Origin of the sequence: Xanthomonas floridensis (assembly GCF_001642575.1) — a bacterium.
Taxonomy (GTDB): Bacteria; Pseudomonadota; Gammaproteobacteria; order Xanthomonadales; family Xanthomonadaceae; genus Xanthomonas; species Xanthomonas floridensis.
Genome location: NZ_LXNG01000004.1, coordinates 12,751 through 39,082, shown reverse-complemented (window position 1 = coordinate 39,082; position 26,332 = coordinate 12,751). Strand labels below are relative to the sequence as shown.

The 26,332-nt window shown below is 67.7% G+C and carries 26 protein-coding genes; 17 read left to right on the top strand and 9 right to left on the bottom strand.

The window, feature by feature from the left end; all coding sequences use genetic code 11:
- The first annotated feature begins 345 nt into the window (after positions 1-345).
- Positions 346-891, top strand: coding sequence for a gamma carbonic anhydrase family protein (locus tag A7D17_RS03060; RefSeq protein WP_064507824.1), 546 nt, complete (start codon positions 346-348; stop codon positions 889-891).
- 80 nt (positions 892-971) lie between these two features.
- Positions 972-1,868 (top strand): DUF2167 domain-containing protein, encoded by an 897-nt coding sequence (locus A7D17_RS03055; RefSeq protein ID WP_064507823.1) that lies wholly within the window; start codon positions 972-974, stop codon positions 1,866-1,868.
- A 280-nt stretch (positions 1,869-2,148) separates the two neighbouring features.
- Here A7D17_RS03055 and A7D17_RS03050 read toward each other — a convergent pair whose 3' ends face one another.
- Positions 2,149-2,415, bottom strand: a complete 267-nt coding sequence (locus A7D17_RS03050; RefSeq protein ID WP_082861691.1) for a YkgJ family cysteine cluster protein — start codon at positions 2,413-2,415, stop codon at positions 2,149-2,151.
- Between the two features lie 264 nt (positions 2,416-2,679).
- Here A7D17_RS03050 and ilvD point away from each other — a divergent pair, with 264 nt between their 5' ends.
- Positions 2,680-4,518, top strand: coding sequence for a dihydroxy-acid dehydratase (ilvD, locus tag A7D17_RS03045; protein WP_064507748.1), 1,839 nt, complete (start codon positions 2,680-2,682; stop codon positions 4,516-4,518).
- A gap of 16 nt (positions 4,519-4,534) precedes the next feature.
- Here ilvD and A7D17_RS03040 read toward each other — a convergent pair whose 3' ends face one another.
- Both A7D17_RS03040 and A7D17_RS03035 read right to left on the bottom strand, forming a co-directional pair.
- Positions 4,535-5,497 (bottom strand): integron integrase, encoded by a 963-nt coding sequence (locus tag A7D17_RS03040; RefSeq protein ID WP_064507747.1) that lies wholly within the window; start codon positions 5,495-5,497, stop codon positions 4,535-4,537.
- A 19-nt stretch (positions 5,498-5,516) separates the two neighbouring features.
- A complete protein-coding gene (locus A7D17_RS03035) occupies positions 5,517-6,467 on the bottom strand; it encodes an IS481 family transposase (RefSeq protein WP_064507746.1) in 951 nt (316 codons plus the stop codon).
- A 341-nt stretch (positions 6,468-6,808) separates the two neighbouring features.
- On the opposite strand from A7D17_RS03035, the gene A7D17_RS03030 reads away from it, so the two are divergent.
- Positions 6,809-7,942 (top strand): anhydro-N-acetylmuramic acid kinase, encoded by a 1,134-nt coding sequence (locus A7D17_RS03030; protein ID WP_064507745.1) that lies wholly within the window; start codon positions 6,809-6,811, stop codon positions 7,940-7,942.
- Between the two features lie 186 nt (positions 7,943-8,128).
- Here the strand turns inward: A7D17_RS03030 and A7D17_RS03025 are convergent, their stop codons facing one another.
- The 3 genes from A7D17_RS03025 to A7D17_RS03015 all read right to left on the bottom strand — a co-directional run bounded on the left by A7D17_RS03025 (position 8,129) and on the right by A7D17_RS03015 (position 10,752).
- Positions 8,129-8,356, bottom strand: a complete 228-nt coding sequence (locus A7D17_RS03025; protein ID WP_047692723.1) for a hypothetical protein — start codon at positions 8,354-8,356, stop codon at positions 8,129-8,131.
- 58 nt (positions 8,357-8,414) lie between these two features.
- Positions 8,415-9,710 (bottom strand): AmpG family muropeptide MFS transporter, encoded by a 1,296-nt coding sequence (locus A7D17_RS03020; RefSeq protein ID WP_064507744.1) that lies wholly within the window; start codon positions 9,708-9,710, stop codon positions 8,415-8,417.
- Positions 9,711-9,951: 241 nt separating this feature from the next.
- Entirely contained in the window at positions 9,952-10,752 is an 801-nt protein-coding gene (locus A7D17_RS03015; protein WP_064507743.1) for an exodeoxyribonuclease III, read from the bottom strand.
- 116 nt (positions 10,753-10,868) lie between these two features.
- Here A7D17_RS03015 and pyrE point away from each other — a divergent pair, with 116 nt between their 5' ends.
- The 9 genes from pyrE (at position 10,869) to A7D17_RS02970 (ending at position 17,709) form a co-directional block, all read left to right on the top strand.
- Positions 10,869-11,528, top strand: coding sequence for an orotate phosphoribosyltransferase (gene pyrE, locus A7D17_RS03010; RefSeq protein WP_064507742.1), 660 nt, complete (start codon positions 10,869-10,871; stop codon positions 11,526-11,528).
- Between the two features lie 22 nt (positions 11,529-11,550).
- Positions 11,551-12,216, top strand: a complete 666-nt coding sequence (locus A7D17_RS03005; protein WP_064507741.1) for a hypothetical protein — start codon at positions 11,551-11,553, stop codon at positions 12,214-12,216.
- A gap of 113 nt (positions 12,217-12,329) precedes the next feature.
- The gene (locus A7D17_RS03000; RefSeq protein WP_064507740.1) at positions 12,330-13,127 is read left to right on the top strand and encodes a ParA family protein; all 798 of its coding nucleotides are present in this window, start codon (positions 12,330-12,332) and stop codon (positions 13,125-13,127) included.
- Positions 13,127-14,056: a ParB/RepB/Spo0J family partition protein gene (locus tag A7D17_RS02995; RefSeq protein WP_064507739.1), complete on the top strand. Its 930-nt coding sequence runs from the start codon at positions 13,127-13,129 to the stop codon at positions 14,054-14,056. The genes A7D17_RS03000 and A7D17_RS02995 overlap by 1 nt, the downstream gene beginning before the upstream one ends.
- A 28-nt stretch (positions 14,057-14,084) precedes the next feature.
- Positions 14,085-14,426, top strand: coding sequence for a helix-hairpin-helix domain-containing protein (locus tag A7D17_RS02990; protein ID WP_064507738.1), 342 nt, complete (start codon positions 14,085-14,087; stop codon positions 14,424-14,426).
- A gap of 19 nt (positions 14,427-14,445) precedes the next feature.
- On the top strand, positions 14,446-15,411 hold the full coding sequence (locus tag A7D17_RS02985; RefSeq protein WP_064507737.1) for an SDR family NAD(P)-dependent oxidoreductase: 966 nt from the start codon (positions 14,446-14,448) through the stop codon (positions 15,409-15,411).
- A gap of 258 nt (positions 15,412-15,669) precedes the next feature.
- A complete protein-coding gene (locus A7D17_RS02980) occupies positions 15,670-16,392 on the top strand; it encodes a glycosyltransferase family 2 protein (protein WP_064507736.1) in 723 nt (240 codons plus the stop codon).
- Positions 16,392-16,733 (top strand): lipid-A-disaccharide synthase N-terminal domain-containing protein, encoded by a 342-nt coding sequence (locus tag A7D17_RS02975; protein ID WP_029221472.1) that lies wholly within the window; start codon positions 16,392-16,394, stop codon positions 16,731-16,733. Before A7D17_RS02980 ends, A7D17_RS02975 begins: the two co-directional genes overlap by 1 nt.
- A gap of 412 nt (positions 16,734-17,145) precedes the next feature.
- Positions 17,146-17,709 carry a hypothetical protein gene (locus A7D17_RS02970; protein WP_323210236.1) on the top strand — a complete coding sequence of 188 codons (564 nt, stop codon included), beginning with the start codon at positions 17,146-17,148 and terminating at the stop codon, positions 17,707-17,709.
- 108 nt (positions 17,710-17,817) lie between these two features.
- On the opposite strand, the gene A7D17_RS23570 is transcribed toward A7D17_RS02970, so the two are convergent.
- The 3 genes from A7D17_RS23570 to coaBC are packed head-to-tail and all read right to left on the bottom strand — an operon-like array spanning position 17,818 to position 21,911.
- A complete protein-coding gene (locus tag A7D17_RS23570) occupies positions 17,818-20,163 on the bottom strand; it encodes a phosphomannomutase/phosphoglucomutase (protein WP_064507735.1) in 2,346 nt (781 codons plus the stop codon).
- A gap of 12 nt (positions 20,164-20,175) precedes the next feature.
- Positions 20,176-20,643: a dUTP diphosphatase gene (gene dut, locus A7D17_RS02960; RefSeq protein ID WP_064507734.1), complete on the bottom strand. Its 468-nt coding sequence runs from the start codon at positions 20,641-20,643 to the stop codon at positions 20,176-20,178.
- Entirely contained in the window at positions 20,640-21,911 is a 1,272-nt protein-coding gene (gene coaBC, locus A7D17_RS02955; protein ID WP_064507733.1) for a bifunctional phosphopantothenoylcysteine decarboxylase/phosphopantothenate--cysteine ligase CoaBC, read from the bottom strand. Before coaBC ends, dut begins: the two co-directional genes overlap by 4 nt.
- Positions 21,912-22,007: 96 nt before the next feature.
- Between coaBC and radC the strand changes: the two genes are divergently transcribed.
- From radC to A7D17_RS02935, 4 genes are all read left to right on the top strand, one after another.
- Positions 22,008-22,694, top strand: a complete 687-nt coding sequence (gene radC / locus A7D17_RS02950) for a RadC family protein (protein WP_064507732.1) — start codon at positions 22,008-22,010, stop codon at positions 22,692-22,694.
- A gap of 323 nt (positions 22,695-23,017) precedes the next feature.
- Positions 23,018-24,706: an arginine--tRNA ligase gene (gene argS / locus A7D17_RS02945; RefSeq protein WP_064507731.1), complete on the top strand. Its 1,689-nt coding sequence runs from the start codon at positions 23,018-23,020 to the stop codon at positions 24,704-24,706.
- Positions 24,707-24,878: 172 nt separating this feature from the next.
- Complete coding sequence (locus A7D17_RS02940) at positions 24,879-25,769, top strand: SPOR domain-containing protein (RefSeq protein ID WP_064507730.1); 891 nt, start codon at positions 24,879-24,881, stop codon at positions 25,767-25,769.
- Between the two features lie 5 nt (positions 25,770-25,774).
- On the top strand, positions 25,775-26,308 hold the full coding sequence (locus A7D17_RS02935; protein WP_064507729.1) for a hypothetical protein: 534 nt from the start codon (positions 25,775-25,777) through the stop codon (positions 26,306-26,308).
- Positions 26,309-26,332 lie beyond the last annotated feature (24 nt).

Genomic DNA, 26,332 nt, shown 5'->3' with positions numbered 1-26,332 from the left:
CGCCTGAGCGTGACGCACTGCGGCTGCCAGCCAATAACACGGCGGTACGTGCGTGCGGTTCGTACTACACGACAGTGCAGTCACTGCGGACTGCGGACTGCGGACTGCGTTCTTTGGTCTTTGGTCTTTGGTCTTTGGTCTGCGATCGCAGCCTTGCACAACAGCGGCAAGCGCCCACCGCTTCGTGACCCCACCGGCATACAGGCCGCTGCCGGCAGCATGTCGCCGCGCCTGCAGATGCACCTCTGCCGTATGACCTGGGGCCTTCCACAGCCACCACCACGGCCCGGGTATCATCCCCGCCGTGTCCGCACCTGGCGGCACGCTGACTTGCCGGAGAATGCCGTGACCCCGATCCGCCCGTTTCTGGACCACACCCCGCAACTGGGCGAGCGCGTCTATATCGACCCGGCCTGCACCATCATCGGCAAGGTGAGCCTGGGCGACGATGTGTCGGTATGGCCGGGCACGGTGATCCGCGGCGACGTCAATCATGTGCAGATCGGCGCGCGTACCAATGTGCAGGACGGCACCATCATCCACGTCAGCCACCACAGCCCGTTCAACAAGGCCGGCTACCCGACCATCATCGGCGCCGACGTGACCGTGGGCCACGGCACCATCCTGCATGCCTGCACCATCGAAGACCTGTGCCTGATCGGCATGGGCGCCTGTGTGCTGGATGGCGCCACCATCAAACGCTACGGATTTGTCGGTGCCGGTGCAGTGGTCGGGCCGGGCAAGGTGGTCGGCGAGGCAGAGTTGTGGCTGGGCAACCCCGCCCGCCTGGCGCGCACGCTCAGCGACACGGAAATCGAAAGCCTGCATTACTCGGCCCAGCATTATGTGCGGCTCAAGGATCAGTACCTGGGTATCGCCAGCGCGCGCTGACCCGTTGTCTGCCGTGTGAACGCATGGCAGAATCTGCGCCCTGCGGCGTGGGGACGCTGCCATCGAATGGATTCGACCTGATGCACACTTCCGTTGTCCTGCGCGGCCTGCTGGCCGCCTGCCTGCTTGTCGCAAGCCCGTTGCTGCTCGCCGTACCGGCCGAAGCCGCGGATGAGGCGCAAGTGCTCTCTGCGCTGCAGTATCACGACGGCCATATCGCCGTGCCGCAGGCCAAGGCGCACTTCGATCTGGACCCGGCCTTCCGTTACCTCGACAAGGCCGATACGCGCCGCGTGCTCGAGCAGCTGTGGGGTAACCCACCCGACGACAGCGTACTGGGCATGATCGTGCCGCGCACGCCTGCGCTGGATGCACCGGACAGCTGGGCGGTGGTGGTGACCTACAGCGATGAGGGCTATGTGTCCGACGAGGACGCCGCCAAGATCGATTACAGCGAACTGCTGGCACAGATGCAGAAGGGCACCGCCGAGGACAACGCCGCACGGCGCGAACAGGGGTATGGCACGGTCGACCTGCTCGGCTGGGCCGTGCCGCCGCGCTACGACGCCGGCAGCAAGAAACTCTACTGGGCAAAGGAACTGCGCTTCGATGGCGCCCAGCAGCACACGCTCAACTACGATATCCGCGTACTGGGACGCAGCGGCTATCTCAGCCTCAACGCCGTCGCCGGCATGGGCCAGCTCGAGCAGGTGCGTCAGGGCATGCAGCAGCTGCTGCCGATGACCGAGTTCGACCAGGGTGCACGCTATGCCGACCACAACCCGTCCACCGACAAGATCGCCAGCTATGGCCTGGCCGGCCTGATCGGCGGCGGCCTGGCGGCCAAGGCCGGGCTGTTCGCCAAGCTTGGCCTGCTGCTGGCCAAGGGCTGGAAGCTGGTGCTGTTCGGCGTGCTGGCGCTGGGCGCCGGCATCAAGCGCGTATTTGCCGGGCGCAAGGCCAACGCCAACGGTTGAGCGCGCGTCGACGCTGCCGCCGCCGATCCACATCGGCAGCGGCAGCGGCAGTTTGACCGGCAAGACTGGGCTGATCGCAGCGCTTGGGGGCGGCTAGCGCAAGTCCTGCGCGGCCTCGATCGGCCAGGTCATCAGCGTAGCGCCCTGCTCGCTCCCCTTTACCACCGTGGCCTTGAGCCGCCTGCACGCACCAGGCAACGCGCTCGAACACGCACGATCCTTCAGCCGCCTTGCGCTACGCCAGCGTTGGCCGCAGGCAGGGGCGCAGCGCCCCCGACATTCAAGGCTGCGTCGCACGCTCCAGGGCAGCCAGCATCGCCAACGCCTGCGTGCGCGAGCTGCCGCACATTTCCACTGACGGACGCAGGCTCGCGCAGACCGCTGGGCGGCTCGGCTGCCCGAACAGGCGGCAGCCCAACTGCGCATCCAGTTGCACGCAGGGCACCCCGGCCGGCTTGCCCTGCGGCATGCCCGGAATCGGCGAACTGATGGAGGGGGCAATACAACAGGCCGCACAGCCCGCGCGGCAGGAGACAAGTGCGCTCATGCGCACAGTCTAAACCGCCCACGCTCACGGGCAATGGCACCACATCACCAGCGTTACGCACAGGGATGAACCGTTCGGCGCAGGAGTGTTGGCCGGTCGCTCGACGGTATCGCCCGTGCGTTCGCTACATTTCAGCGGCGCGTCCGCGCGACAGCTGCGTGCTACCGTGCGGGATCATCGGAGCGCGCCTTGACGGTTGCAGCAGCAACAGTCCTGGCGCGGTCTAATTGCCAGCCACCGCTCGCCTTTGTCGTTGAACCTGCCATGCCCGAATACCGCTCCAAGACCTCTACCCACGGCCGCAACATGGCTGGCGCGCGCGCACTCTGGCGCGCCACCGGCATGAAGGATGGCGACTTCCACAAGCCCATCATCGCCATCGCCAATTCCTTCACCCAGTTCGTGCCCGGGCATGTGCACCTGAAGGATCTCGGGCAGTTGGTGGCGCGCGAGATCGAGCGCGTCGGCGGCGTGGCCAAGGAGTTCGACACCATCGCCGTGGACGATGGCATCGCGATGGGCCACGACGGCATGCTGTATTCGCTGCCCAGCCGCGAAATCATCGCCGACTCGGTCGAATACATGGTCAATGCGCACTGCGCCGATGCGCTGGTATGTATTTCCAATTGCGACAAGATCACCCCCGGCATGTTGATGGCCGCGTTGCGGCTCAACATCCCCACCGTGTTCGTCTCCGGCGGCCCGATGGAAGCCGGCAAGACCAAGCTGGCCGAGCACAAGCTCGATCTGATCGACGCGATGGTGATTGCCGCCGACGACAGCGCCTCCGACGAAAAGGTGGCCGAATTCGAACGCAGTGCCTGCCCCACCTGCGGCTCGTGCTCGGGCATGTTCACCGCCAACTCGATGAACTGCCTGACCGAAGCACTGGGCCTGTCGCTGCCGGGCAACGGGACCGTGGTGGCCACGCATGCCGACCGCGAGCAACTGTTCCTGCGCGCGGGGCGCGTGGCGGTGGAACTGTGCCACCGCTGGTATGGCGGCGAAGATCCCACCGCGCTGCCGCGTGGTATCGCCACCTTCGAAGCCTTCGAGAATGCGATGACGCTGGACATCGCCATGGGCGGCTCGACCAACACCATCCTGCATCTGCTCGCCGCCGCGCAGGAAGGCGAGGTGCCATTCGGCATGCGCGATATCGACCGCCTGTCCAAGCGCGTGCCGCAACTGTGCAAGGTCGCACCGAACACGCCCAAGTACCACATCGAAGACGTGCACCGCGCCGGCGGCATCATGGCCATCCTCGGCGAGCTGGCACGTGGCGGCTTGCTGCACACCAACGCGGCCACGGTACACGCACGCACCCTGGCCGATGCCATCGCGCAGTGGGATGTCACCCAGACCGACGCGGAGACAGTGCACACGTTCTACAAGGCCGGCCCGGCCGGCATCCCCACGCAGATCGCCTTCAGCCAGGCCACCCGCTGGGACAGCCTGGACACCGATCGCAGCGAAGGCTGCATCCGCGATGTCGCGCATGCGTTCTCGCAGGAAGGCGGCCTGGCCGTGCTGTACGGCAATATCGCCCGCGACGGTTGCGTGGTGAAGACCGCGGGCGTGGACGAATCCATCCACGTGTTCGAAGGCAATGTCCGTGTCTTTGAGAGCCAGGATTCGGCGGTCAAGGGCATCCTGGCCGACGAAGTGAAAGCCGGCGATATCGTGGTGATCCGCTACGAAGGCCCCAAGGGCGGCCCCGGCATGCAGGAGATGCTGTACCCCACCAGCTATCTGAAATCCAAGGGCCTGGGCAAGCAATGCGCCCTGCTCACCGACGGCCGCTTCTCCGGCGGCACCTCGGGCCTGTCGATCGGCCACGCCTCGCCGGAAGCCGCCGCAGGCGGCGCGATCGGCCTGGTGCGCGACGGCGACAAGATCCTGATCGACATTCCCAACCGCTCGATCAATCTGCTGGTGTCCGATGAAGAACTTACCCTTCGTCGCGCCGAGCAGGATGCCAAGGGCTGGAAGCCGGTCGAGGTGCGCCCACGCAAGGTCACTACGGCGTTGAAGGCGTATGCGTTGCTGGCGACGAGCGCAGACAAGGGTGCCGTGCGGGACAAGGCGATGCTGGACGGCTGAGGCGCGCGAGCAGCGCTTATCGTCCAGCCAGCGGCTGACGATCGAGCGGGCTGCGCACCGCCGACGCGCCTGGCCCCAGCACATGGGTGTAGAGCTGGGTGGTCGCCAAGTCCTTGTGACCCAGCAGCTCCTGCACGGTGCGGATGTCGTACCCGGCTTCGAGCAGATGGGTTGCGAAAGAATGCCGCAGCGTGTGACAGCTGGCCGGCTTGTCCAGCCCTGCCTGCCGACAGGCCGCCTTCACCGCACGCTGCAAACCCTTCTCGTCCACATGATGGCGGCGGACCGCACCCCCGCGCGGATCCACGCTACGACGCGGCGCCGGGAACAGATACTGCCATCCTGGCGCGCGCGCGGCATTGGGATACTTTAGCAGCAGCGCGTGCGGCAGCCACACCTCACCTGCGCCCACCTGCAGATCCCGCGCATGCACGCGCTTGGCTTCGTCCAACTGGAGCTGCAGCGCCTCACGCAATGACTGCGGCAGCAGTGTGCGGCGGTCCTTCCCACCCTTGCCATCGCGCACCACGATCTCGTTGCGCGCAACATCCACATCCTTGATGCGTAGGCGCACGCACTCCATCAAGCGCATACCGGTTACGTAGAGGAGTGCCGCCATCAGTGCATGCCGCCCTTCCATCTGCGCCAGCACCGGCATGACCTCCGCCTCACTCAGGACCGTCGGCAACCGCCGCGGCCGCTTGGCCCGCTGAATCTCGTCCATCCATGGCAGATCGCGTCCCAACACCTCGCGATACAGAAACAGCAAGACGGCCAGCGCCTGATTCTGCGTCGAAGGCGCCACGTTATCGCGCGCCGCCAGCAGGCTCAGCAACGCTTCCACTTCGCGCACTCCGATGGTCTCTGGATGGCGCTTGCCGTTGGCCAGGACGAAGCGCCGAATCCAGCCAACATAGGCATCCTCGGTGCGCCTGGCACGACCCAGCCGCCGCAACCGCTCGCGGACGCGGTCCAACAGCCTGGCAGGCCGTCGCCCACTAGGTGTGTAAACCCACCACGTTGTTCATTGGAATTGGAATTCGGGAGATGGGGGGTTTGTAGCCGAGGCTGGCGTGTGGCCGATGCCAGTTGTAGTGATGCAGCCAGCCCTGGAAGGCGTTGGCGCGTTGCGTGGAGTCGGTATAGGAGCGCGCATAGGCCCATTCTCGCAGGCTGGTCTGCACCAGCCGTTCGGCCTTGCCATTGGTGCGCGGCGTGTAGGGTCGGGTTCGCAGATGGCGCAGGCCGAGCCGTCGGACAAGGCGTCGGAAGCGTCGTGATTTGTAGCAGGCGCCGTTGTCGGTCAACACGCGCTCCAAGCGCACGCCCAGGCTGCGGTAGTAGCGAACCGCCTGCATCAGGGCCCTGCAGGCGCTGATGCCGCGTTCATCGGGCTCGATGGTGCCGAAGGCCACGCGGGAGTGATCGTCGATGGCCAGGTGGACGTACTCCCAGCCAATGCCGCGGGAGGTGACCGTCCGATCATCGGTCACGCGGTGGCCTGGCTGGCGGAAACGGGCCAGCTTCTTGATGTCCAGATGCAGCAGTTGGCCGGGTTGGGCGTACTCACAGCGATTGTGCGGCAGCGCCGGCTCCAACTCCGCCAGTCGGTACAGGCCGGCGCGGCGCAGCAACCGCGCGATGGTGCTCGGCGCCACAGGCAACTGCTGGGCGATCTGCCGATACGTATGGCGTGCACGGCGCTGCGCGATGACCTGATCCACAACGTGCTTAGGCGTGGCATGGGGGCACTTGTGAGGCCGGGAGGTACGGTCAGTCAACCCTTCTTCCCCCTCTTCCTTAAAGCGCTTGAGCCATTTGTAGGCCGTTCGGACGCTGACACCGGCCGCATGCGCTGCTTCTTCCACGCGCAACCCATGAACAAGGATGCGATCCACAAGCAGGGCTCGACCGCGAGGGCTCAAGCGGGCATGTTTATGCAGGTTCATCCGGGGCTCCTGGGGGCTGGGTTGGCTTGATAACCCCCATCTTCCAGAGATGCCCCGGATGAACAACCTACTGAGAGATTACACCTAGCGCTGCGATTGCCGCCGGCAGACCGGCGGCGCAGCGCCTGTGATGGAGCGGCCATCGGCTGGGATTGCACAACCGGCGACACCGGTTGGTTGCTTCCCACGCCACCCCGCCACTACAGCTATGCCCCGTCGCCGGTGCCAGGCGTGCCGGCAGAGCTGGACGCAGCCGATGACCACTGCCTTCGAACGCGGGAGCAGTTGACGACCCTGCTCCGGCTGCACAAGCTGGACGGCCGCGCATCTCTGGCTCCGGCATGCCTGCTTTGGAACACGCTGATTTCCCGCTTTACCTGGGCCTGATGTCGGGCACCAGCGCCGACGGCATCGATGCGGCGCTGGTACGCTTTGCCGACGACAGCCATCGCCGCTGCGCGTTGGTGGCGGGCATCACGGTGCCGTGGGCGCCGGCGTTGCGCGAACTGCTGGTTACGCTGGGCCAGGGCGCAGAGACGGTCGCCATCGATGCGCTTGGGCGGCTCGATGCACAGGTGGGGCTGGCGTTCGCCGACGCGGCCAACCAGCTCATCGACGCGGCAGGGGTGGCGCGCACACGTATTCGCGCGATTGGCTCGCATGGGCAGACCATCCGCCACCGGCCCAACGGGGATCCGGCCTTTACCTGGCAGATCGGCGATGCCAGCCGGATTGCCGAGCACACCGGCATCACCACGGTGGCCGATTTCCGCCGTCGCGATGTGGCTGCCGGCGGTCAGGGCGCGCCGCTGATGCCGGCCTTCCATCTGGCCATGCTGGGCGCCGGCGATGAAGACCGCGCCGTGCTCAATCTGGGCGGCATCGGCAACCTGACGCTGATCCCGCGCGATGGCGAAGTACTAGGCTTCGATACCGGCCCGGCCAACGCGCTGCTGGACAGCTGGTGCCAGCAGCATCACGGCACCGCGTTCGATGCCGACGGTGCGTTCGCGGCCAGCGGCCAGGTGGATACGCGCCTGCTGCAGGCGTTGCTGGCCGACCCATGGTTTGCACTGGCGCCGCCCAAGAGCACCGGGCGCGAGCAGTTCCACCTGGCCTGGGTGATGCAGGCGATGGGCGATGCGCGCCTGCGCCCGGCCGATGTGCAGGCGACCTTGCTCGAACTCACCGCGGCCACCGTGGCCGACGCCTTGCTGCGGCTGCAACCGCAGACCCGCCGGGTGCTGGTCTGTGGCGGCGGCGTGCGCAATCCGGTGCTGATGGCACGCCTGGCGGCACGGCTGCCGGGGGTGGTGGTGGAATCCAGCGCGCGGCATGGGCTGGATCCGGATTATCTGGAAGCGATGGGATTTGCCTGGCTGGCGGCCGAACTCCTGGCCGGGCGCCCGGCGAACCTGCCGTCGGTCACCGGCGCGGCGGGGCCGCGGTTGCTGGGGGCGATCCATCCGGCCTGAGGACCCTCACAGGCCATTGCCAGCAGCCGGCGCAGCAGGACTAGACCGCTGGGTCGAACGAGGATTGGAGCCGGCTTGCTTGGCGCCCATCACGCGACCCGCTGGGTGAGGGATGCTTCACCACTGCACGTGTGATGGATCTGCCCTTTCCTAGCCTGCCTGACAGCCGCCGCAATTCCCCTTCCGCTAGGGATTGTTTCCGGCCGGCAGCGCCTTGAGTGCGGCAATCGCTTCGGCCAGGGCATCGACTTCCGGATGCTGCAGACCGCCGGTGACTTCGTATTCGCTGGCGAACAGGCCCTGTTCGAGCAGATGCATGACGGTCTGGTGCTGGGTCCAGCCCCGTGCGACGGAAATGCGGCGGATGCGGTCCACCAGCAGCGGATCGATGTCACGCAACACCAGATCGGTCATGCCCTTCCTCGTGCGATGCAGTGCCCCGTGGGCATCATCGACAACCTTGACGGCGGTTTCAATCCGGCTGCCTGTCGTGTGCCAGCAGGCGCGGCCAGAGCCAGGCCAATAGCAGCAGGGTCGGGATCACCGTCAGGGCGCTGAGGATGAAGAAGGTGCTGTAGGACGTGGCCTGGACCAGAAACCCGGACACGCCGCCGGCGAACTTGCCCGGCAGATTGGCCAGCGAGACCAGCAAGGCGTATTGCGTGGCAGTGAAGTTGCGGTCGGTCAGCGACGACATGAAGGCCACCAGCACGGTAGCGGCGAATCCCTGGAACAGGTTGTCGGCACTGAGCGCGGCATAGAACGCCCACAGCTTGCCCGGGTTGTGCGCCATCAGCAGGAACGCCAGGTTGGACAGCGCTACACCCAGCGCAGCCACCAGCAACATGCGACGGAAGCCGAATGCCGCCACCGCCGCGCCGCCGGCAAAGGCACCGGCAATCCCGATCCACACGCCGAACAGCTTGGAGACGGTGGCGATATCGGCCTTGGTGTAGCCGGAATCCAGATAGAACGGCCCGGCCATCACGCCGATCACCTGGTCCGGGAACTTGTACAAGCCCACGAACAGCAGCAGCACGACCCCCAACGCCACGCCGTTGCCGGAAAAGAAGCTGGAGATGGGTTGCCAGAATGCTCCTGCCACATCCACGCGACGGACCACCGTGGCTTCGGGTCGGTCGGGCTCGCGGCACACCAGCGTGGTGATGATCGGCAGCAGCATCAGCGCCGACATACCCAGGTACGCCCAGGTCCAGTCGAGGTACTCGGCCATGTACAGCGCACCGGCGCCGCCCAGGATCAGGCCGATGCGGTACCCAAGGGTGTAGGTCGCGGCCAGCGCTGCCTGCGCGGTTTCCGGCGCGATCTCGATGCGGTAGGCATCCACCACCGAATCCTGGGTGGCACCCCAGAACGAGGCGAACAGCACCCAGCTCACCAGCCCCGTCACGCTCAGGTCCGGGCGCGAAAATGCCAGCGCAACCAAACCAATGGTGACGCCGATCTGCGCGACCAGCAGCCAGGAGCGGCGGCGGCCGAGGAAGGCCGTGAGCGGAAACGCGTAGCGGTCGATCAGTGGCGCCCACAGGAACTTGAGCAGATAGAAGAAGCTGGCCAGGCTGATCAGGCCGATGCTGCCCAGGTCCAGCCCGACGTCGCGCAGCCGGGTGGACAGCGTTTGCGAGGCGATCAGCAGGAACGGCAGGCCGCTGCCGAAACCCAACAATGCCATGGTCGCCGCCGATGGCGTGGCGAAGGCGTGCCGGATGCCGCGCAGGCCTTTGTACTTGGGTGCGGGCTTGCTCATGCGTGCGGCCGGTGGGATCGGATGCTGGCCGATGCAGTGCGGGCAGTGTTACCGACCGCGGCGCGGGCCGGGCTGACGCAAACGCACAATCGGCTCCCTGAAGGATCTGCAGCCCTCGCGCTGCGGCGTGCTATCGCCTGCATGCGCGTGATGCCTGACTGCGCCACGCCACCAGACGCGTGCCAATCCCGAGTAGCGACACTACCGCCCCGCCTCGCGCCGATCCACTGCGCGGCCTCACTCACAGTGCGTAATCCACGACATACGGTGCATGGTCGGAGAAGCGCTGCTCGCGATAGATCGCGCAGGCCTGCAGTGCCTCGCGCAGACCGGGGGTGACCAGCTGGTAGTCGATGCGCCAACCGACGTTGTTGGCGCGCGCGGCGCCGCGGTTGCTCCACCAGGTGTAGTCCTGGCCCTGCGGGTGCAGCACGCGGTAGCTGTCGACCCAGCCGCGGCCGTCGGCGGCGCTGGCCTCGCTTACCGCGTCGGCGCACAGGCCGTTGAGCCAGTCGCGCTCGGGCGGCAGGCAGCCGGAATTCTTCTGGTTGGACTTCCAGTTCTTGATGTCCAGCGCGGTGCGCACGATGTTCCAGTCGCCGCACAGCACGTACTGGCGGCCGCTGGCCAGCCACTCGTCCAGGATCGGCCGCAGCCACTGCATCACCTGGAACTTGTAGTCCTGGCGCAATTCGCCCGACGAGCCGGACGGGATATAGAAGGACACCACGCTGAGGTTGCCGAAACGCGCTTCGATGTAGCGCCCTTCTTCGTCGAACTCGGGCCAGCCCAGCGCGGTGCGTACTTCGTCGGGCGCCTGCTTGGCGTAGATCGCCACGCCGCTGTAGCCCTTCTTGGTGCTGGCATCGCGAAACCAGGCCTTATAGCCGGCCGGCAGGAATTCCGGCCCGGCCAGCTGGTGCTCCTGGGCCTTGGTCTCCTGGATGCACAGCACGTCCGCGTCCTGGGCGACGAACCAGTCGAAAAACCCCTTGCTGGCGGCCGATCGCAGGCCATTGGCGTTGAAGCTGATGATGCGCATGGGCGGGAATGGGGAATGGGGAATGGGGAATGGTAAACGCATCGCGCACCGGCGGCCTTCCTTGTGCCGCTGGAGTAGGCTTTACGATTCTCCATTCCCGATTCCCCATTCCCCCCATGACTGACCACCGCACCCGATTCCTGCAGCTGGCCCTGGACGCCGATGCCTTGCGCTTTGGCGAGTTCACGCTCAAGTCCGGGCGGCTCAGTCCCTATTTCTTCAACGCCGGGCGCTTCGATTCCGGGGCCAAGACTGCGCAGCTGGCGCAGTGCTATGCCGATGCGATCGACGCGGCCGGGGTGGACTTCGACCTGCTGTTCGGCCCCGCCTACAAGGGCATCCCGTTGGCGACGGCGCTGGCCTGCGCCTACGCCGGACGCGGCCGCGACCTGCCGCTGGCGTTCAATCGCAAGGAGGCCAAGGACCATGGCGAAGGCGGCACCCTGATCGGGGCGCCACTGGCCGGCCGCAAGGTGCTGATCGTGGACGACGTGATCACTGCCGGTACCGCAATCCGTGAAGCGCTGGGCATCATCCGCGCAGCCGGCGGCACTGCGGCCGGCATCGTGGTGGCGCTGGACCGGCAGGAGATCGCCTCCGAGCAGGACCGCCGCTCGGCGGCGCAGGCGGTGGCGGCCGAGGCCGGCATTGCGGTGATCGCGGTGGCCAACCTCGCCGACCTGCTTGCTTTTGCGGCAGGAAACGCCGACCTTGTCGGCTACCGGGAACCGCTGCTGGCCTATCGTGGCCGCTACGGCACCGACACCACAGGCTGACGGCAGGCGACAGGGGGCTGCGATGATGCCGAAATACACACGTTTGGCGTTATGCGCCGCCGTCATGGCGGCCCTCGTCGCCGCGCCTGCCATCGCGCAGGACAAGTCGGCGGCGAAGAAGCTGTATTGCTGGAACCAGAACGGCGCCCGGGTGTGCAGCGATACGCTGCCGCCGGAGGCGGTGAACCAGGCGCGCGACGAGTTCAACGCCAAGAGCGGGCTGCGCAGCGCCGAGGTGCAGCGGGCCATGAACAGCGACGAGCGCGCCGCCGCCGCGGCCAGCGAGCAGCAGCGCCAGGCCGATCTGGCCGCAGAGCAGATGCGCAAGCGCACCGACCAGGCGATGCTGATGTCGTATCAGAGCGAGGACGACCTGCGCCGCGTGTTCAACGAGCGCATCGCCATCGTCGACAACAACATCCACACCGCACGCTTCAACGTGACCAGCCTGCGCGAGGGATTGGCCACCCTGCTGCGCGCCGCCGGCGACCGTGAGCTTGCCGGCCAGGCGGTGGCCGACAAGCTGGCCGGCGACATCCAGCAACGCCATCGCGAACTGATGGCGCAGTTGCGCCTGCAGACCAGCTTCGAGCAGCAGCGGGTGGCGCTGGATGGCGAGATCGCCGACATCCTGCAGCGCTACCGCGCCATGCAGGCGCCCTCCGGCAGCGCCGCGCCCGCCGGCTGAGCCGCGGCGGCCATTCCCGCGCGTGAGCACCGCCGCCGCGGGCGGCATTTCCCGATCCGACGCCCTGCCCGCATAATGGCCGGTCTTACTCCTTGCCCACGAGGCTCTCCCGCATGGCCCGGATCATCGCCATTGCCAACCAGAAAGGCGGCGTCGGCAAGACCACGACGGCAGTCAATCTGGCGGCCGGCCTGGCGCGCGCGCCCAAGCGTGTGTTGCTGGTGGATCTGGACTCGCAGGGCAACGCCACCATGGGCAGCGGCATCGACAAGCGCGATGTGGCCGCCTCCACCTGCGATCTGCTGCTGGGCGAGAACAGCGCTGCCGAGATCCGGGTCACCGCCCCGGAAGGCTTCGACCTGCTGCCAGGCAACATCGACCTGACCGCCGCCGAGATCCAGTTGATGGACCAGGGCGAGCGCGAGCAGCGGCTCAAGCGCGCGCTGGCGCCGATCCGCGACGAGTACGACTTCATCCTGATCGACTGCCCGCCGGCGCTGTCGCTGCTGACGCTCAATGCCTTGACCGCCGCCGATTCGATCATCGTGCCGATGCAGTGCGAGTACTACGCGCTGGAAGGGCTGACCGCGCTGCTGGAAACCATCGAAGCGCTGCGCGCCAACCTCAACCCGGCGCTGGAAATCGAAGGTGTGCTGCGCACCATGTTCGATATCCGCAACAACCTGGCCAATGCGGTGTCGGCGGAGCTGACCGAGCATTTCGGCGACAAGGTGTTCCGCACCATCGTGCCGCGCAACGTGCGCCTGGCCGAGGCGCCCAGCCATGGCCAGAGCATCGTGGGCTACGACCGCACCTCGCGCGGTGGCGTGGCGTACCTGGGCCTGGCCGGCGAGATCGTGCGCCGCCAGAACGACCGCAACAAGGCCGTCCGGCCCGTGGAGACCGTCTGATGAGCAAGCCGCCGCTGGCAAAGAAGCGCGGTCTGGGCCGCGGCCTGGAAGCGCTGCTGGGGCCCAAGGGTGCGGCCGCCGCCGCAGCACCGGCCGGTGCCGACGAACAGGCCTTGCAGCCGGGCGATACCCTGCGCACCTTGGCGGTGACCCAGCTGCAGCCGGGCAAGTACCAGCCGCGCCGGGAGATGGACGAGGTCAAGCTTGCCGAGCTGGCGGAGTCGATCAAGGCGCAGGGCGTGATCCAGCCGATCGTGGCGCGCGCGCTGGCGCCGGGGCAGTTCGAGATCGTGGCCGGCGAACGCCGCTGGCGCGCCTCGCAGCTGGCCGGGCTGACCGAAGTGCCGGTGGTGGTGCGCGAGCTGGACGACCGCACCGTCATCGCGATGGCGCTGATCGAAAACATCCAGCGCGAAGACCTCAACCCGTTGGAAGAAGCGCAGGCGCTGCAGCGGTTGATCGACGAATTTTCGCTGACCCATGCCGAGGCCGCCGAAGCGGTGGGCCGCTCGCGTGCGTCGGTGTCCAACCTGCTGCGGCTGCTGGAACTGCCGGTGGCGATCCGGGTGCTGCTGGAAACCCGCCGCCTGGAAATGGGCCATGCGCGTGCGCTGCTCACCCTGGCGCCGGAACTGGCCAGCAAGCTGGCCCAGGAAGCGGCCGACCAGGGCTGGTCGGTACGCGAGGTGGAACACCGCGCACAGCAGTTTGCCGCCGGCAAGGTGCCGGGCGGGCTGCGCCGTGGCAAGCCGACGCCAGTGGCGCCGCAGGCCGACATCGCCTCGCTGGAAACCGAACTGTCCGAATCGCTGGGCACCAAGGTGGTGTTCAATCACGGCCGCGGCGGCAAGGGCAAGCTGGTGATCCACTACACCGACCTGGACACGCTGGAAGGCGTGCTGGAACGGCTGCGCCTGCACAAGGGTTGAGGCCGCCGCCCGCGCACGAGGAGCACCGATGCATCCTGCCAAGGTCGACCGCGCGCAGCTGCGGCGCCTGACCGACCTGCCCAATGTCGGTCCGGCCTGCGTACAGGATCTGCATCTTCTCGGCATCCACGAGCCGGCGCAGCTGCGTGACTGCGATGCGTTCGAGATGCATGCCCAACTCTGCCAGCGCAGCGGGGTGCGGCACGACCCGTGCGTGATCGACGTGTTTCTGTCGATCGTGCGCTTCATGCAGGGCGAGGCGCCACTCCACTGGTGGGAATTCAGCGCCGAGCGCAAGGCGATCCTGGCGAGCCGATCCGCGCTGACGGCGGAGCAGCCGCCATCCGGCGCCCCCGCCCTTCGTACTTGATGTCTTCAGGACTACTGCCATGACCATTCTCGTCACCGGCGCCGCCGGTTTCATCGGTGCCTACACCTGCCGCGCCCTGGCTGCACGCGGTGAGACGGTGGTGGGCCTGGACAACTACAACAGCTACTACGACCCGCAGCTCAAGCGCGACCGGGTGGCGGCGTTGTGCCCGCAGGTCGACATCCGTACGCTGGACCTGACCGACCGCGATGGCCTGGCGGCGTTGTTCGATGAGATCCAGCCCACCCGCGTGGTGCACCTGGCCGCGCAGGCCGGGGTACGTTATTCGCTGGAAAACCCGTCTGCCTATGTCGACAGCAACCTGGCCGGCTTCGTCAACATGCTGGAGCTGTGCCGGCACCGCGGCGTGCAGCACCTGGTGTATGCGTCCAGCAGCTCGGTCTACGGGGATTCGGCCACCCCGCCGTTCTCCGAAGACCAGCGCGTGGACCAGCCGCGCTCCTTGTATGCCGCGACCAAGGCCGCCAACGAGCTGATGGGCTACACCTATGCGCAGCTGTACGGCCTGCGCGCGACCGGGCTGCGCTTTTTCACCGTGTACGGCCCGTGGGGCCGGCCGGACATGGCGCCGCTGATCTTCAGCCGCGCGGTGCTGGCCGGGCGCCCGATCGAGGTGTTCAACCACGGCAGGATGCAGCGCGACTTCACCTTCGTGGACGACATCGTGGCCGGCGTGCTCGGCGCGCTGGACACGCCCAGCGACGCGCCGGTACCGCACCGGGTGTTCAACCTGGGCAACCACACGCCGGTGGAGCTGGAGACCTTCATCGAGGTGATCGCCCAGGCCGCCGGTCGCCCGGCCGAGAAGGTCTACAAGCCGATGCAGCCGGGCGACATGCTCCGCACCATGGCCGACACCCGGCGCGCGCAGGCCGCCTTCGGCTTCGATCCGGCCACGCCGGTCGAACACGGGCTGCCGCAGGTGGTGGAGTGGTGTCGGCACTACTTCGGCGACCGCGCCTGAGCGTGGTGCGGCGCAGGTAACACCGCGGGCCAGGGGAGCGCTCGGCCGCCGCCGCACCTCGTACACTGCGGCGACAGCAACCACCCGGCTGCCATCAGCGTGCCAAGGCAAGCCTGGCGGCATGCGGCCCTACACGCTCCAGGCCGCTTGTGCGCATGCCGGCACGGCTGATGCGCACAGGCTTCATGCCTGGCTCAGACGCTCAGGGCACAATGCGCGATCTTTTTTGCTCTGCCCTCCTCCGGCCACCACGAATCCATGAGCCAACCTCAGCTTTCCGTCGTCGTCCCGGTGTTCAACGAACGCGACAACGTCGCGGCCCTGGTCGGCGAAACCGTCGCAGCGCTGCGCGGCCTGGTGGCCTTTGAAATCGTCTATGTTGACGACCACTCGCGCGATGACACCCTGGCCGTGCTGCAAGGCCTGAAGGCCACCACGCCAGAATTGCGCGTGCTGCATCACGTGACCCAGAGTGGGCAAAGCACGGCGGTACGCAGCGGGGTCAAGGCCGCGCGCGCCAGCTGGATCGCCACCCTCGATGGCGACGGCCAGAACGACCCGGCCGACATCCCCAAGCTGCTGATCGCGCGCAGCCAGGCGCAGCCGCAGGTCAAGCTGTTTGCCGGCTGGCGGGTCAACCGCCAGGATTCCGGATCCAAGCGCTGGGCCAGCAAATGGGCCAACGCGATCCGCTCGCGCATGCTGCAGGACAACACGCCAGACACCGGCTGCGGCATCAAGCTGTTCGAGCGCGAGGCGTTCCTGGACCTGCCCTATTTCGACCACATGCACCGTTACCTGCCGGCCCTGATGCAGCGCGCCGGCTGGCGCACGGTGAGCGTGCCGGTGAACCACCGCCATCGCACCGCCGGCGTGTCCAAGTACAACAATCTCAATCGCGCGCTGGTGGGCATCCGCGACCTGCGCGGCGTGGCGTGGCTGATCACCCGCAGCAAGCGCACCGTGGTGGAGGAGCGTTGATGGAAACGAGCCTGCTGGACCAGCCACTGACCTGGCTGTACTGGACCGGCATCCATGTCACCGGCTGGAAGCTGATCGGCTATGTGGGTGCACTGATGTTCGGCGGCCGCTGGCTGGTGCAGTTCGTTGCCTCCAAGCGCGCTGGCAAGCCGGTGATCCCGCGGCTGTTCTGGTACATGAGCGTGGTCGGCAGCCTGATGACGCTGAGCTACTTCGTGTTTTCGGCCAAGCAGGATTCGGTGGGCGTGCTGCAGAACCTGTTTCCGGCGTTCACTGCGTTTTACAGCCTGTATCTGGATGTGAAGCATCGCGGCTGGAAGCGCGATCGGGCGGGGCATTGAGGGGCTGGGATTGGGGATTGGGGATTCGTCGGTAGTCGCTAGTCGGTAGCTGGCGCGCTCAAGCCGTGGTGGTGGATGCATCGCTCCGGACGGTGCCAGGTTGTTCCTGTGGCTGGCCGCGTTGCGAAAAAAAGCGCTGCGGCAGGGCGCCTGATTCTTACGCGGCGTTGCGCAAGCGGGCGACACTTTCGTACGCGGCTGGATGTCGTCGATAGTCGGTCGTCGCCGCGCACAAGTCGTGTTGATGGATATATCGCTCCAGCCGGCGCCTGGTTGTCTTGGTGGTTGGCCGCACTGCGAGAATGAGCTGCAGCTGGGCGCCTGATTCTTACGCGGCGTTGCGCAGGTGGCCGACGCCTTGATGCGCGACTGGATGATGTTGATGCGCTGACGGCGCGGGCAGGCTGTGGACATGTCCAGCGCGTCCGTCCCTTGTCCGGTTTTCGTGCCAGCGCCCACTGCGGCGTATTGGCATCTGTGCCTGCCCACCCATCAAGGCGTGCCGTTGTTTGCGGACTGGCGCTGCGCGCGTGCGGCCGCGGCCACGTTGGCGATGCCGCGCCATTGGCACGGTGCGCAGCTGTTGTGCTGGGTGCTGCTGCCACAGCACTGGTGCGGCTTGCTGCAGGCGCCAGGCAAGGCGGGCCTGCTGCAACTGGCGGGCGCCGCACGGCTGGCGGCCGGCGAAGCGGTCAATCGCGCACGTGGGCGCGGCGGCACCATCTGGCAACCGGAGATGCAGGCGGCGGCGCTTCCAGCGGATATCGATCACCGACAGTTCGCGCGCAGCCTGGTGGCGTCGCCGTTGCGCGCCGGGTTGGTCGACCGGATCGGCGCGTATCCGTATTGGGATGCGGTGTGGCTGCAGCGCGCTGGCTCTCAGGCCATCGAACCGGCGGTGATGGCCAACGGCCTGCACTTGCATGCAGTGGCCGGCAATGCCGGTAGCAGCAGCGGCAGCGGCAGCGAATGCTGAGCCTGCCGATGTGGCGCGCTTGCTTCGCCTTCGCCGCCGTTCCATAGCGTCGCGACCAACGGTGCTGACGCTGCAGGGGCGACGCCGCTGGCGGCGACGCCTCCGGGCTCAGAACGCCAGCGGATGCTCGGGCAACAGTGCCTGCAATTCGCTGCGGAACAGCGCGCGGATGCGCTCAAGTGCCGCCTCGCTGTCGGCTTCGAACCGCAGCACCAGGATGGGCGTGGTGTTGGAGGCGCGCACCAGGCCCCAGCCGTCGACGAAGTCCGCGCGCAGGCCGTCGATGGTGGACAGCCGTGCCGACTCGAACGGCGATTCTTCGCCAGCCTGTGCACGCGCGACAACGCGCGCCACCAGCGCATGCGCATCGCCTTCCACCGGCACCTTGATCTCCGGGGTGGAGACGCTCTCGGGCAGGGCGTCCAGCACTTCGGACGGGGTTTCCTCGCGCTGGGCCAGGATTTCCAGCAGGCGCGCAGCGGCGTAGATGCCGTCGTCGAAGCCGTACCAGCGTTCCTTGAAGAAGAAATGCCCGCTCATCTCGCCGGCCAGCTCGGCATCGGTTTCGCGCATCTTCGACTTGATCAGCGAATGCCCGGTCTTCCACATCAGCGGGCTGCCACCATTGCGCAGTACGTAATCGGACAGCTTGCCGGTGCACTTCACGTCGTAGATGACCAACGCGCCGGGATTACGCTGCAGCACATCGGCGGCGAACAGCATCAGCAGACGGTCGGGGAACACCACCGTGCCTTCCTTGGTCACCACGCCCAGGCGATCGGCGTCACCGTCGAAGGCCACGCCGATATCCGCGTCGAAACGCTGCACCATCTTCACCAGATCGTCGAGATTGTGCGGCTCGCTCGGGTCCGGATGGTGGTTGGGGAATGTTCCGTCGATGTCGCAATACAGCGGCACAACGTCGGCACCGATCGCCTCCAGCAGGCGTGGTGCGATCTCGCCGGCCGCACCATTGCCGGCGTCCACGACGACCTTGATCGGGCGGTCGAGCTGCACGTCATCGGCGATGCGCTGGATGTAGGCATCGCTGAGATCGCGCTGCTCCAGCTCGCCGGGCGCGGCGGCGGTGTGCAGGCGGCCTTCGTTGATGCGCTGGTGCAGTTCGGCGATGGCCGTGCCGGACAGCGTCTCGCCACCGATGACGATCTTGAAGCCGTTGTAGTCCGGTGGATTGTGGCTGCCGGTCACCGCCACGCAGCTGCCGGCACGCAACTCATATGCGCCGAAATACACCATCGGCGTCGGTGCCAGGCCGATGTCGGTCACGTTGCAGCCGGCACGCCGCAGGCCTTCGATCAGCCCGTTGGTCAGCTCCGGACCGGACAGGCGCCCGTCGCGGCCCACCACCACATCGCGCAGGCCCTGTGTCTGCATCACGCTGCCGATGGCCTGGCCAATCAGCGCCGCCACGCCGGGATTGAGCTCTTTTCCAACCACGCCCCGGATGTCGTAGGCGCGGAACATGTCGGTGGCGACCTGCACCGCCGGCACCAGCGCTGGCGTGGCGGGCTGCGCTGCCTCATCCGGCGCAACCGCCTCGCTGGCGAGGCTGGCGTCGTGTTGCAGGCTTTGACTGAAGGTGGGTTCGTCGGCCGTCGTGGCGCCGGCGACGCGGCGGCGCGGCAAGGCCACCCGGCCACGGCTGGCCAGTACCAGCAACACGGCAATCACGCCCAGCAAGCCCGCCACGATGGCGCAGCCCACCGCGCCCAGGCCCAGCGGGCCGGCATCGCGCTGCGGCACCGCTGCGGCCACGCGCAGGCCGCTGGTGCCCAGCGGCCTGGCCAGCGTTTCGGCGGCATCGGCCAGTGCCGCATCACCCTGTTGGGTCACGTTGTAACCGCCCTGGCGCAGCGCCAGGTAGGCGCTGCCGGGCACCGCGATCGCATCCAGCGGTCCGGTCAGGCGCAGCAGCGGCAATCGCGCATACGCCACTGCCGGCTGCCCGCCCAGGCGCACCGCGGCCGCCACGCCCAGGCGCACCTGCCTGGCGTCGCGCACCACGCGCACCTGCGCATGGTCGGCCACCTGCGCCGATTCGAGCAGGCTCAGGCGCGCGTAACCGAAATCCTTGGGGTTGGTGTAGGCCGCGGCCAGGTCGCCAGGCAGCACCTGCACGTCCTCGGCGCCCTTGAAACGCTCACGGATGATCGAGGCGGCGGCCAATGCGTCGCCGTTGCCCAGCGCGGTCACGACCGCTGGTTGCTTGAGCACGGCATCGAGCTGGCTGGCCTGCGCGGCCATCGCCTGGCCGACCTCCTGCACCGCACGGTCGCGGGCCTGCTCCAGGGTCTGCGCAATCGACTCTTCGTGCCATTGCGCATAGCTGTTCCAGCCGAACCACGCGGCCAGCAGCAGCAACACGCCCCCCAATACCGGACCACTCGTACGCACGCTGGACATCGACTGCCTGCGCTCGTTCGCCTTGCTCATGCGACTCCCCCGTCAGCGCACCCCGGTGTGGCCGAATCCACCCGCTCCCCGCGCGCTGTCGACGAAAGTATCCACCACTTGCAGGCCCACGCGCACGATCGGCAGGATCACCAGCTGCGCGATGCGGTCGCCCGGCTCGATGGTGAAGGCCTCGCGCCCACGATTCCAGGTGCTGATCAGCAGCGGCCCCTGGTAGTCGGCATCGATGAGCCCGGTGCCGTTGCCGAGCACGATGCCGTGACGATGGCCCAGGCCCGAACGCGGCAGGACCACCGCACACAGCTGCGGGTCGGCCAGATGGATGGCGATGCCGCTGGGAATCAACGCCGCATCGCCGGGTTCCAGCGTCATCGGCGCTTCCAGTGCGGCGCGCAGGTCCATGCCTGCGCTGGCCTCGGTGGCGTAGGCCGGCAACGGCCATGCGTCGCCGAAGCGCGGATCGAGCAACTTCAGCTGCAAGGAGTGGGTCGGGTCGCTCATGCCTGCAATCTCTCCGCGATCAGGGCCAGCAGTTGGTCGGCCAGCTGGGTCTTGCTGCTGCTGGGGAACACACGCTCGCCGCCTTGCCAGTAGGCGGTGGCGGCGTTGTTGTCGCTCTCGAACCCGCCGCCCTCGATCCCCACCTGGTTGGCGATAATCAGGTCCAGCCGCTTGGCCGCCAGCTTGCCACGCGCGTAATGCTCCACATCGTGCGTTTCGGCCGCAAAACCGACCACCAGTTTGAGCGCGCCGGTCTGCGCGGCGACCTCGGACAGGATGTCCGGGGTGCGCACCAGTTCCAGGGTGAGCGTTTCGCCGGTCTTCTTGATCTTCTGCGACACCACCCGCTTGGGAGTGTAGTCGGCGACCGCGGCCGCGCCGATGTAGATATCGGCCGGGAAAGCGCCCAGCACCGCGTCGCGCATCTGCGCGGCCGAGCGCACGTCGGTGCGCTGCACCCCGGGCGGGGTGGTCTGGTGCACCGGTCCGCTGACCAGGACGACGTCGGCGCCCTGGCGGGCAGCGGCGGCGGCCAGGGCGTAGCCCATCTTGCCGCTGCTGCGGTTGCCGACGTAGCGCACCGGGTCCAGGTCTTCAAATGTGGGCCCGGCGCTGATCACGATGCGCAGGCCTTCCAGCTGCGCACTGCTGGGAATGAACGCCGGCGCGGTGGCGGCCAGGGCGGCGGCAGGCGCGGCGGCGACGGTCTGGGCGCCTGCCAGTGCAGCGATGATCGCCGCCGGCTCGGCCAGCCGGCCGGGACCGGATTCGCCTTCGGCCAGCGGGCCGTCCTCGGGGCCGACCACTGCCACGCCGCGCGCGCGCAGGGTGGCGATATTGGCCTGGGTGGCCGCATGCAGCCACATGCGGTGGTTCATCGCCGGGGCCACGGTCAGCGGCGCAGTCGTGGCCAGGCACAGCGTGGTGACCAGATCGTCGGCCAGCCCGTGCGCCAGGCGCGCGAGCAGGTCGGCGGTGGCCGGCGCCACGATCACCTGGTCGGCCCACCGGGCCAGTTCGATATGCCCCATCGCCTGCTCGGCGGCGCTGTCCCACAGCGTGGTGCGGGTCGGTTGCCCGGACAGCGCCTGGAAGCTCAGCGGGGTGACGAACTGTTGCGCGCCGCTGGTCATGGCGACCTGCACCTGCGCGCCGGCGTCGCGCAGGCGACGGACCAGTTCAAGCGATTTGTAAGCGGCGATGCCTCCGCCGACGCACAGCAGCAAACGCTGTCCGTCCAGGGGGCGGGCCTGAGTGGAGCCGATCACGTCGGAGTCGTCCTACGGTTACAAGGACAACTAGATTAGCCGATGGCCCTGCCTGGCCTGATGGGCGTGGGCGATAAGCACCGGCAATCTCGCCATATGCACATACACGACTGGCCCAGCACCGAACGCCCGCGCGAAAAACTCCTGGCGCGCGGCGCGCCTGCCCTCTCCGACGCCGAGCTGCTGGCGATCTTCGTCGGCTCGGGCCTGCGCGGCCAGGACGCGGTCAAGACCGCGCGCGAGTTGCTGCACCGGCACGGGCCGCTGCGGGTGCTGCTGGACCGCCCGGCCTCGGCCCTGGCGCGCCTGCCTGGCCTGGGCCCGGCCTCGGCGTGCAAGCTCAACGCGGCGCTGGAACTGGCGCACCGCCACCTGATGAGCGGGCTGGAGCGCGGCGAGGCGCTCAGCGACCCGCCCAGCGTGGGCCGCTATTTTTCGCAGCGGCTGCGCGCCCGCGCCTACGAGGTGTTCGCGGTGCTGTTCCTGGACAACCGCCACCGCGCGATCGCCTTCGAGGAAATGTTCACCGGCACCATCGACGGCGCCGACATCCATCCGCGCGAAGTGGTACGGCGGGCGCTGCTGCACAACGCCGCGGCGGTGATCGTGGGTCACAACCACCCGTCCGGCAATCCGGAGCCATCCGAGGCCGACCGCGCCGTCACCCAACGCCTGCTGCAAGGGCTGGATCTGGTGGATATCCGCCTGCTGGACCACTTCGTGATCGGCGACGGCCGGCCGGTCTCGCTGGCCGAGCGCGGCTGGCTGGACTGGCGCGCCTGATGCCCTGCCGGACGCGATGCCATCCGGGCAGCTGCCGGTCAGTGAGGGGCGGCATCGGTGGTGCGCAGCGCCAGGGCAGCTGCATGCCGGGACTGAACACCTAGCTGAGATGACCGACCACTCCGTACGGAAGCAGCCTGTGCCAAGGGTGAGCCACAGCACACGAGGGCAATTGCCGGCGGCAAACACCGGCCGCGCCCGCCTGGCCGTTGCGCGGGGCCTGGGTGGATCGCGTCACGCCGGCGCGCCGACCTGAACCATCGGCCGGACCCTGCGCCGCGCGGTCGGGTAAAATCGCTGGTTTCGTTCCAAGCAGATCCCACGTGAAAGCCCTACTCCGCGCACTGATCGGCCAAGGCATCGAAGCCTTGCGCGCCAACGGCACCCTGCCCGCCGACACCCTGCCGCCGGATTTTGTGGTCGAGCGACCCAAGACACGCGAGCACGGCGACTTCGCCACCAATGCGGCGATGCTGCTGGCCAAGGCCGCGCGCAGCAATCCGCGCGCATTGGCGCAGGCGCTGGTTGCCGCGCTGCCGGCCAGCGACGATGTGACCCAGGTGGAGATCGCCGGCCCCGGCTTCATCAATTTCCATCTGGCTCCCACCGCCTACCAGCGCGAAGTGGCGCATGTGATCAAGCAGGGCCACGACTATGGCCGCGGCCTGGCCGGCAATGGCCGCTCGGTGGGCGTGGAATATGTTTCGGCCAACCCCACCGGCCCGCTGCACGTTGGCCACGGCCGCGCCGCGGCGATCGGCGACAGCCTGGCACGCGTGCTCGATGCCAATGGCTGGAACGTCAAGCGCGAGTTCTACTACAACGATGCCGGCGTGCAGATCGAAAACCTTGCGCTGTCGGTGCAGGCGCGCGCGCAAGGACTCACCCCCGACAGCGACGGCTGGCCGGAGAACGGCTACCGCGGCGACTACATCGCCGATGTGGCCAACGCCTACCTGGCCGGCGACACCGTCGACCTGGAAGGCCACCTGGTCACCGGCACCAAGGATCCGGCCGATCTCGAATCGATCCGTCGCTTCGCGGTGGCGTATCTGCGCAACGAGCAGAACCACGACCTGGCCGCGTTCCGCGTCGACTTCGATATCTATTTCCTGGAAAGCTCGCTGTACAAGGACGGCAAGGTCGAAGAAGCGGTGCAGAAGCTGATCGCCTCCGGCCACACCTACGAAGAAGGCGGCGCGTTGTGGCTGAAGTCCACCGACTTCGGCGACGACAAGGACCGCGTCATGCGCAAGTCCGACGGCACCTACACCTACTTCGTGCCGGACGTCGCCTACCACCTGACCAAGTGGCAGCGCGGTTACGAGCGCGCGATCACCGAACTGGGCGCCGACCACCACGGCTCGCTGACGCGCGTGCGCGCCGGCCTGCAGGCGCTGGAACTGGGCATCCCGCAGGGCTGGCCGGAATACGTGCTGCACCAGATGGTCACGGTGATGCGCGGCGGCGAAGAAGTGAAGCTGTCCAAGCGTGCCGGCAGCTACGTCACCCTGCGCGATCTGATCGAAGAAACCAGCGCCGATGCGGTGCGTTGGTTCCTGATCGCGCGCAAGCCCGATTCGCAGTTGACCTTCGACATCGATCTGGCGCGCGCGCAGAGCAACGACAACCCGGTGTTCTACGTGCAGTACGCGCATGCGCGCGTGTGCAGCGTGCTGCGCCAGGCGCAGGAAAAGGGCCTCAAGTACGAACAGGCCAACGGCCTGGCCCAGCTGGCGCGTCTGGACGACGAGCACTCGCTTGCGGTGATGCTGGAGCTATCGCGTTACCCGGAAGTGGTGGAAATGGCTGGCCAGACGCTGGAGCCGTACCAGATTGCGCAATACCTGCGTGAATTGGCGCATGCCTTCCACACGTGGTATCACAACAGCAAGGTGCTGGTGGACGATGCCGCCGAGCGCGATGCCAAGCTCACCCTGGCGGTGGCCACCCAGCAAGTGCTCGCCAACGGCCTGGAACTGCTGGGCGTCAGCGCTCCGGAAAAGATGTAAGCACGCCACCGGGATACCGCAGCCGGGGACGTCCCCCTGGCTGCGCCGCAGGCAAAGGCCGTTCTGGCCACCCCTCATCGCCCGCGCCGTGCCCGGCAGCAGGCGCAGCAACAGCGATCGCCGCAGCACGTCGGGCAATGGCCCGCAACGACACGATTCGGAGAAGTGGTAGATGGCAGCACGACGCGGTAAGAGCCAGGCACGACGCAACACCAGCAATGGCACGCCCGGTTGGGTGTGGTTGGTGGCGGGCGCCGCGATTGCGGCGGTGATCTTCCTGGCCGCGCCCAACCTGTTCAAGAAGGACGGCGACGGCTTCCTGCGCGTGGGTCCGCGGGCCAACCCCGACGCGCAGCCTGAGCCCGTGGCCGATGCCGACACCGATACGCCGGCCGAGTTGCCCAAGCCCAGCACGCAGCCGCCCAAGCCGCAGGCCAAGCCCGGCGATGCGCAGACCCAGTACGACTTCTACACCTTGCTGCCCGGCAAGGAAGTGCAGATGTCCGATGCGGAACTGGCCGCCAGTGCACGTGCCGAGGAAGCTGCGCGCGCGCGCGCGGCACTGGAAGGCAAGCCGGTGCCACCAGCACCGGGCGGCGCAGCCAGCGTCGCCGCGGCCACGCCTGCCGCCAGCGTGCCGGTGCCCTTGAACGAACCGGCCGCCCGCGTGCCCAAGCCGTTGCCGGAAGCCGCCCAGACCCGCCCGGCTGCCACGCCTGCGCCAGCCAGCACCGCTGCGCTCACCACGCCGGCTGCCACTGCGCCCAAGCCGGCAGTTGCCGCCGCCACGCCGGCGTCCAGCCCCGCCGCCGCACCTGCGGTGACCGACAACACCCGTTACATCCTGCAGGCCGGCTCGTTCGGTGCCTCCGGCGATGCCGAATCGACCAAGGCCAAGCTGGCGATGATGGGCCTGGCCGCACGCGTGGAATCGGCCGAAATCAGCGGCAAGACGGTGTATCGCGTGCGCATGGGTCCGTACGGCAGCGCTGGCGAACTGGCCGAAGCCAAGCAGAAACTCACCGGCAGCGGCTTGCCTGCCATCGCGATCAAGGCGCAGTAAGCGCGGTGATGCGCCGGCTCGCCAGCACGGTACTGGGATTGCTTGGGCTGATCGGCACGGCACAGGCCACCGAGCAGATTCCCGACCAGATCCAGATCGATGGCCAGCAGGCACTGCTGCTGGCCGAGCCGCTGTCCGGACCGCTGGACGACCCCGCCACCTGGAAGCGCTTCGTGGCGCAGGCGGGCGACGCCCTGGGCAGTTGCAGCGCCAACTGGCGTGGCTACCAGGCGTTCTGGCGCGTGGACGCGCAACAGCTGGTGCTTGATCGCGTGGTGCTGGGTGCCTGCGCCGAGGCGCCGCCGGAACTGCCGCTGGCGGTGTTGTTCCCCGGCCAGCGCGCGCCGGTCGCGGCGGTGTGGGTGGATGGCGAGGTGATCGCCGCCCTGCCGACTGCGGAGAACCTACCGTCCGACGCGCCGGCTGGCTATGTGCTGCTGCGGCTGCGCCGAGGGCATGTGATCGCCCGCGAAGCGCTCACTGCAGACATGCTGCGCGCACGTCAGGACGCAGCTGCCCGCCCGGTTCCTGTCCCCTAAGAGCGGCAAACATAACGACTGCGC

Bases quoted from the DNA above. Each gene is read 5' to 3' on its own strand.
- A7D17_RS03055 (WP_064507823.1), top strand. From the start codon at position 972: ATGCACACTTCCGTTGTCCTGCGCGGCCTGCTGGCCGCCTGCCTGCTT.
- A7D17_RS03050 (WP_082861691.1), bottom strand. From the start codon at position 2,415: ATGAGCGCACTTGTCTCCTGCCGCGCGGGCTGTGCGGCCTGTTGTATT.
- ilvD (WP_064507748.1), top strand. From the start codon at position 2,680: ATGCCCGAATACCGCTCCAAGACCTCTACCCACGGCCGCAACATGGCT.
- A7D17_RS03035 (WP_064507746.1), bottom strand. From the start codon at position 6,467: ATGAACCTGCATAAACATGCCCGCTTGAGCCCTCGCGGTCGAGCCCTG.
- A7D17_RS03030 (WP_064507745.1), top strand. From the start codon at position 6,809: ATGCCTGCTTTGGAACACGCTGATTTCCCGCTTTACCTGGGCCTGATG.
- A7D17_RS03025 (WP_047692723.1), bottom strand. From the start codon at position 8,356: ATGACCGATCTGGTGTTGCGTGACATCGATCCGCTGCTGGTGGACCGC.
- A7D17_RS03020 (WP_064507744.1), bottom strand. From the start codon at position 9,710: ATGAGCAAGCCCGCACCCAAGTACAAAGGCCTGCGCGGCATCCGGCAC.
- A7D17_RS03015 (WP_064507743.1), bottom strand. From the start codon at position 10,752: ATGCGCATCATCAGCTTCAACGCCAATGGCCTGCGATCGGCCGCCAGC.
- pyrE (WP_064507742.1), top strand. From the start codon at position 10,869: ATGACTGACCACCGCACCCGATTCCTGCAGCTGGCCCTGGACGCCGAT.
- A7D17_RS03005 (WP_064507741.1), top strand. From the start codon at position 11,551: ATGATGCCGAAATACACACGTTTGGCGTTATGCGCCGCCGTCATGGCG.
- A7D17_RS03000 (WP_064507740.1), top strand. From the start codon at position 12,330: ATGGCCCGGATCATCGCCATTGCCAACCAGAAAGGCGGCGTCGGCAAG.
- A7D17_RS02995 (WP_064507739.1), top strand. From the start codon at position 13,127: ATGAGCAAGCCGCCGCTGGCAAAGAAGCGCGGTCTGGGCCGCGGCCTG.
- A7D17_RS02990 (WP_064507738.1), top strand. From the start codon at position 14,085: ATGCATCCTGCCAAGGTCGACCGCGCGCAGCTGCGGCGCCTGACCGAC.
- A7D17_RS02985 (WP_064507737.1), top strand. From the start codon at position 14,446: ATGACCATTCTCGTCACCGGCGCCGCCGGTTTCATCGGTGCCTACACC.
- A7D17_RS02980 (WP_064507736.1), top strand. From the start codon at position 15,670: ATGAGCCAACCTCAGCTTTCCGTCGTCGTCCCGGTGTTCAACGAACGC.
- A7D17_RS02975 (WP_029221472.1), top strand. From the start codon at position 16,392: ATGGAAACGAGCCTGCTGGACCAGCCACTGACCTGGCTGTACTGGACC.
- A7D17_RS02970 (WP_323210236.1), top strand. From the start codon at position 17,146: ATGTCCAGCGCGTCCGTCCCTTGTCCGGTTTTCGTGCCAGCGCCCACT.
- A7D17_RS23570 (WP_064507735.1), bottom strand. From the start codon at position 20,163: ATGAGCAAGGCGAACGAGCGCAGGCAGTCGATGTCCAGCGTGCGTACG.
- dut (WP_064507734.1), bottom strand. From the start codon at position 20,643: ATGAGCGACCCGACCCACTCCTTGCAGCTGAAGTTGCTCGATCCGCGC.
- radC (WP_064507732.1), top strand. From the start codon at position 22,008: ATGCACATACACGACTGGCCCAGCACCGAACGCCCGCGCGAAAAACTC.
- A7D17_RS02940 (WP_064507730.1), top strand. From the start codon at position 24,879: ATGGCAGCACGACGCGGTAAGAGCCAGGCACGACGCAACACCAGCAAT.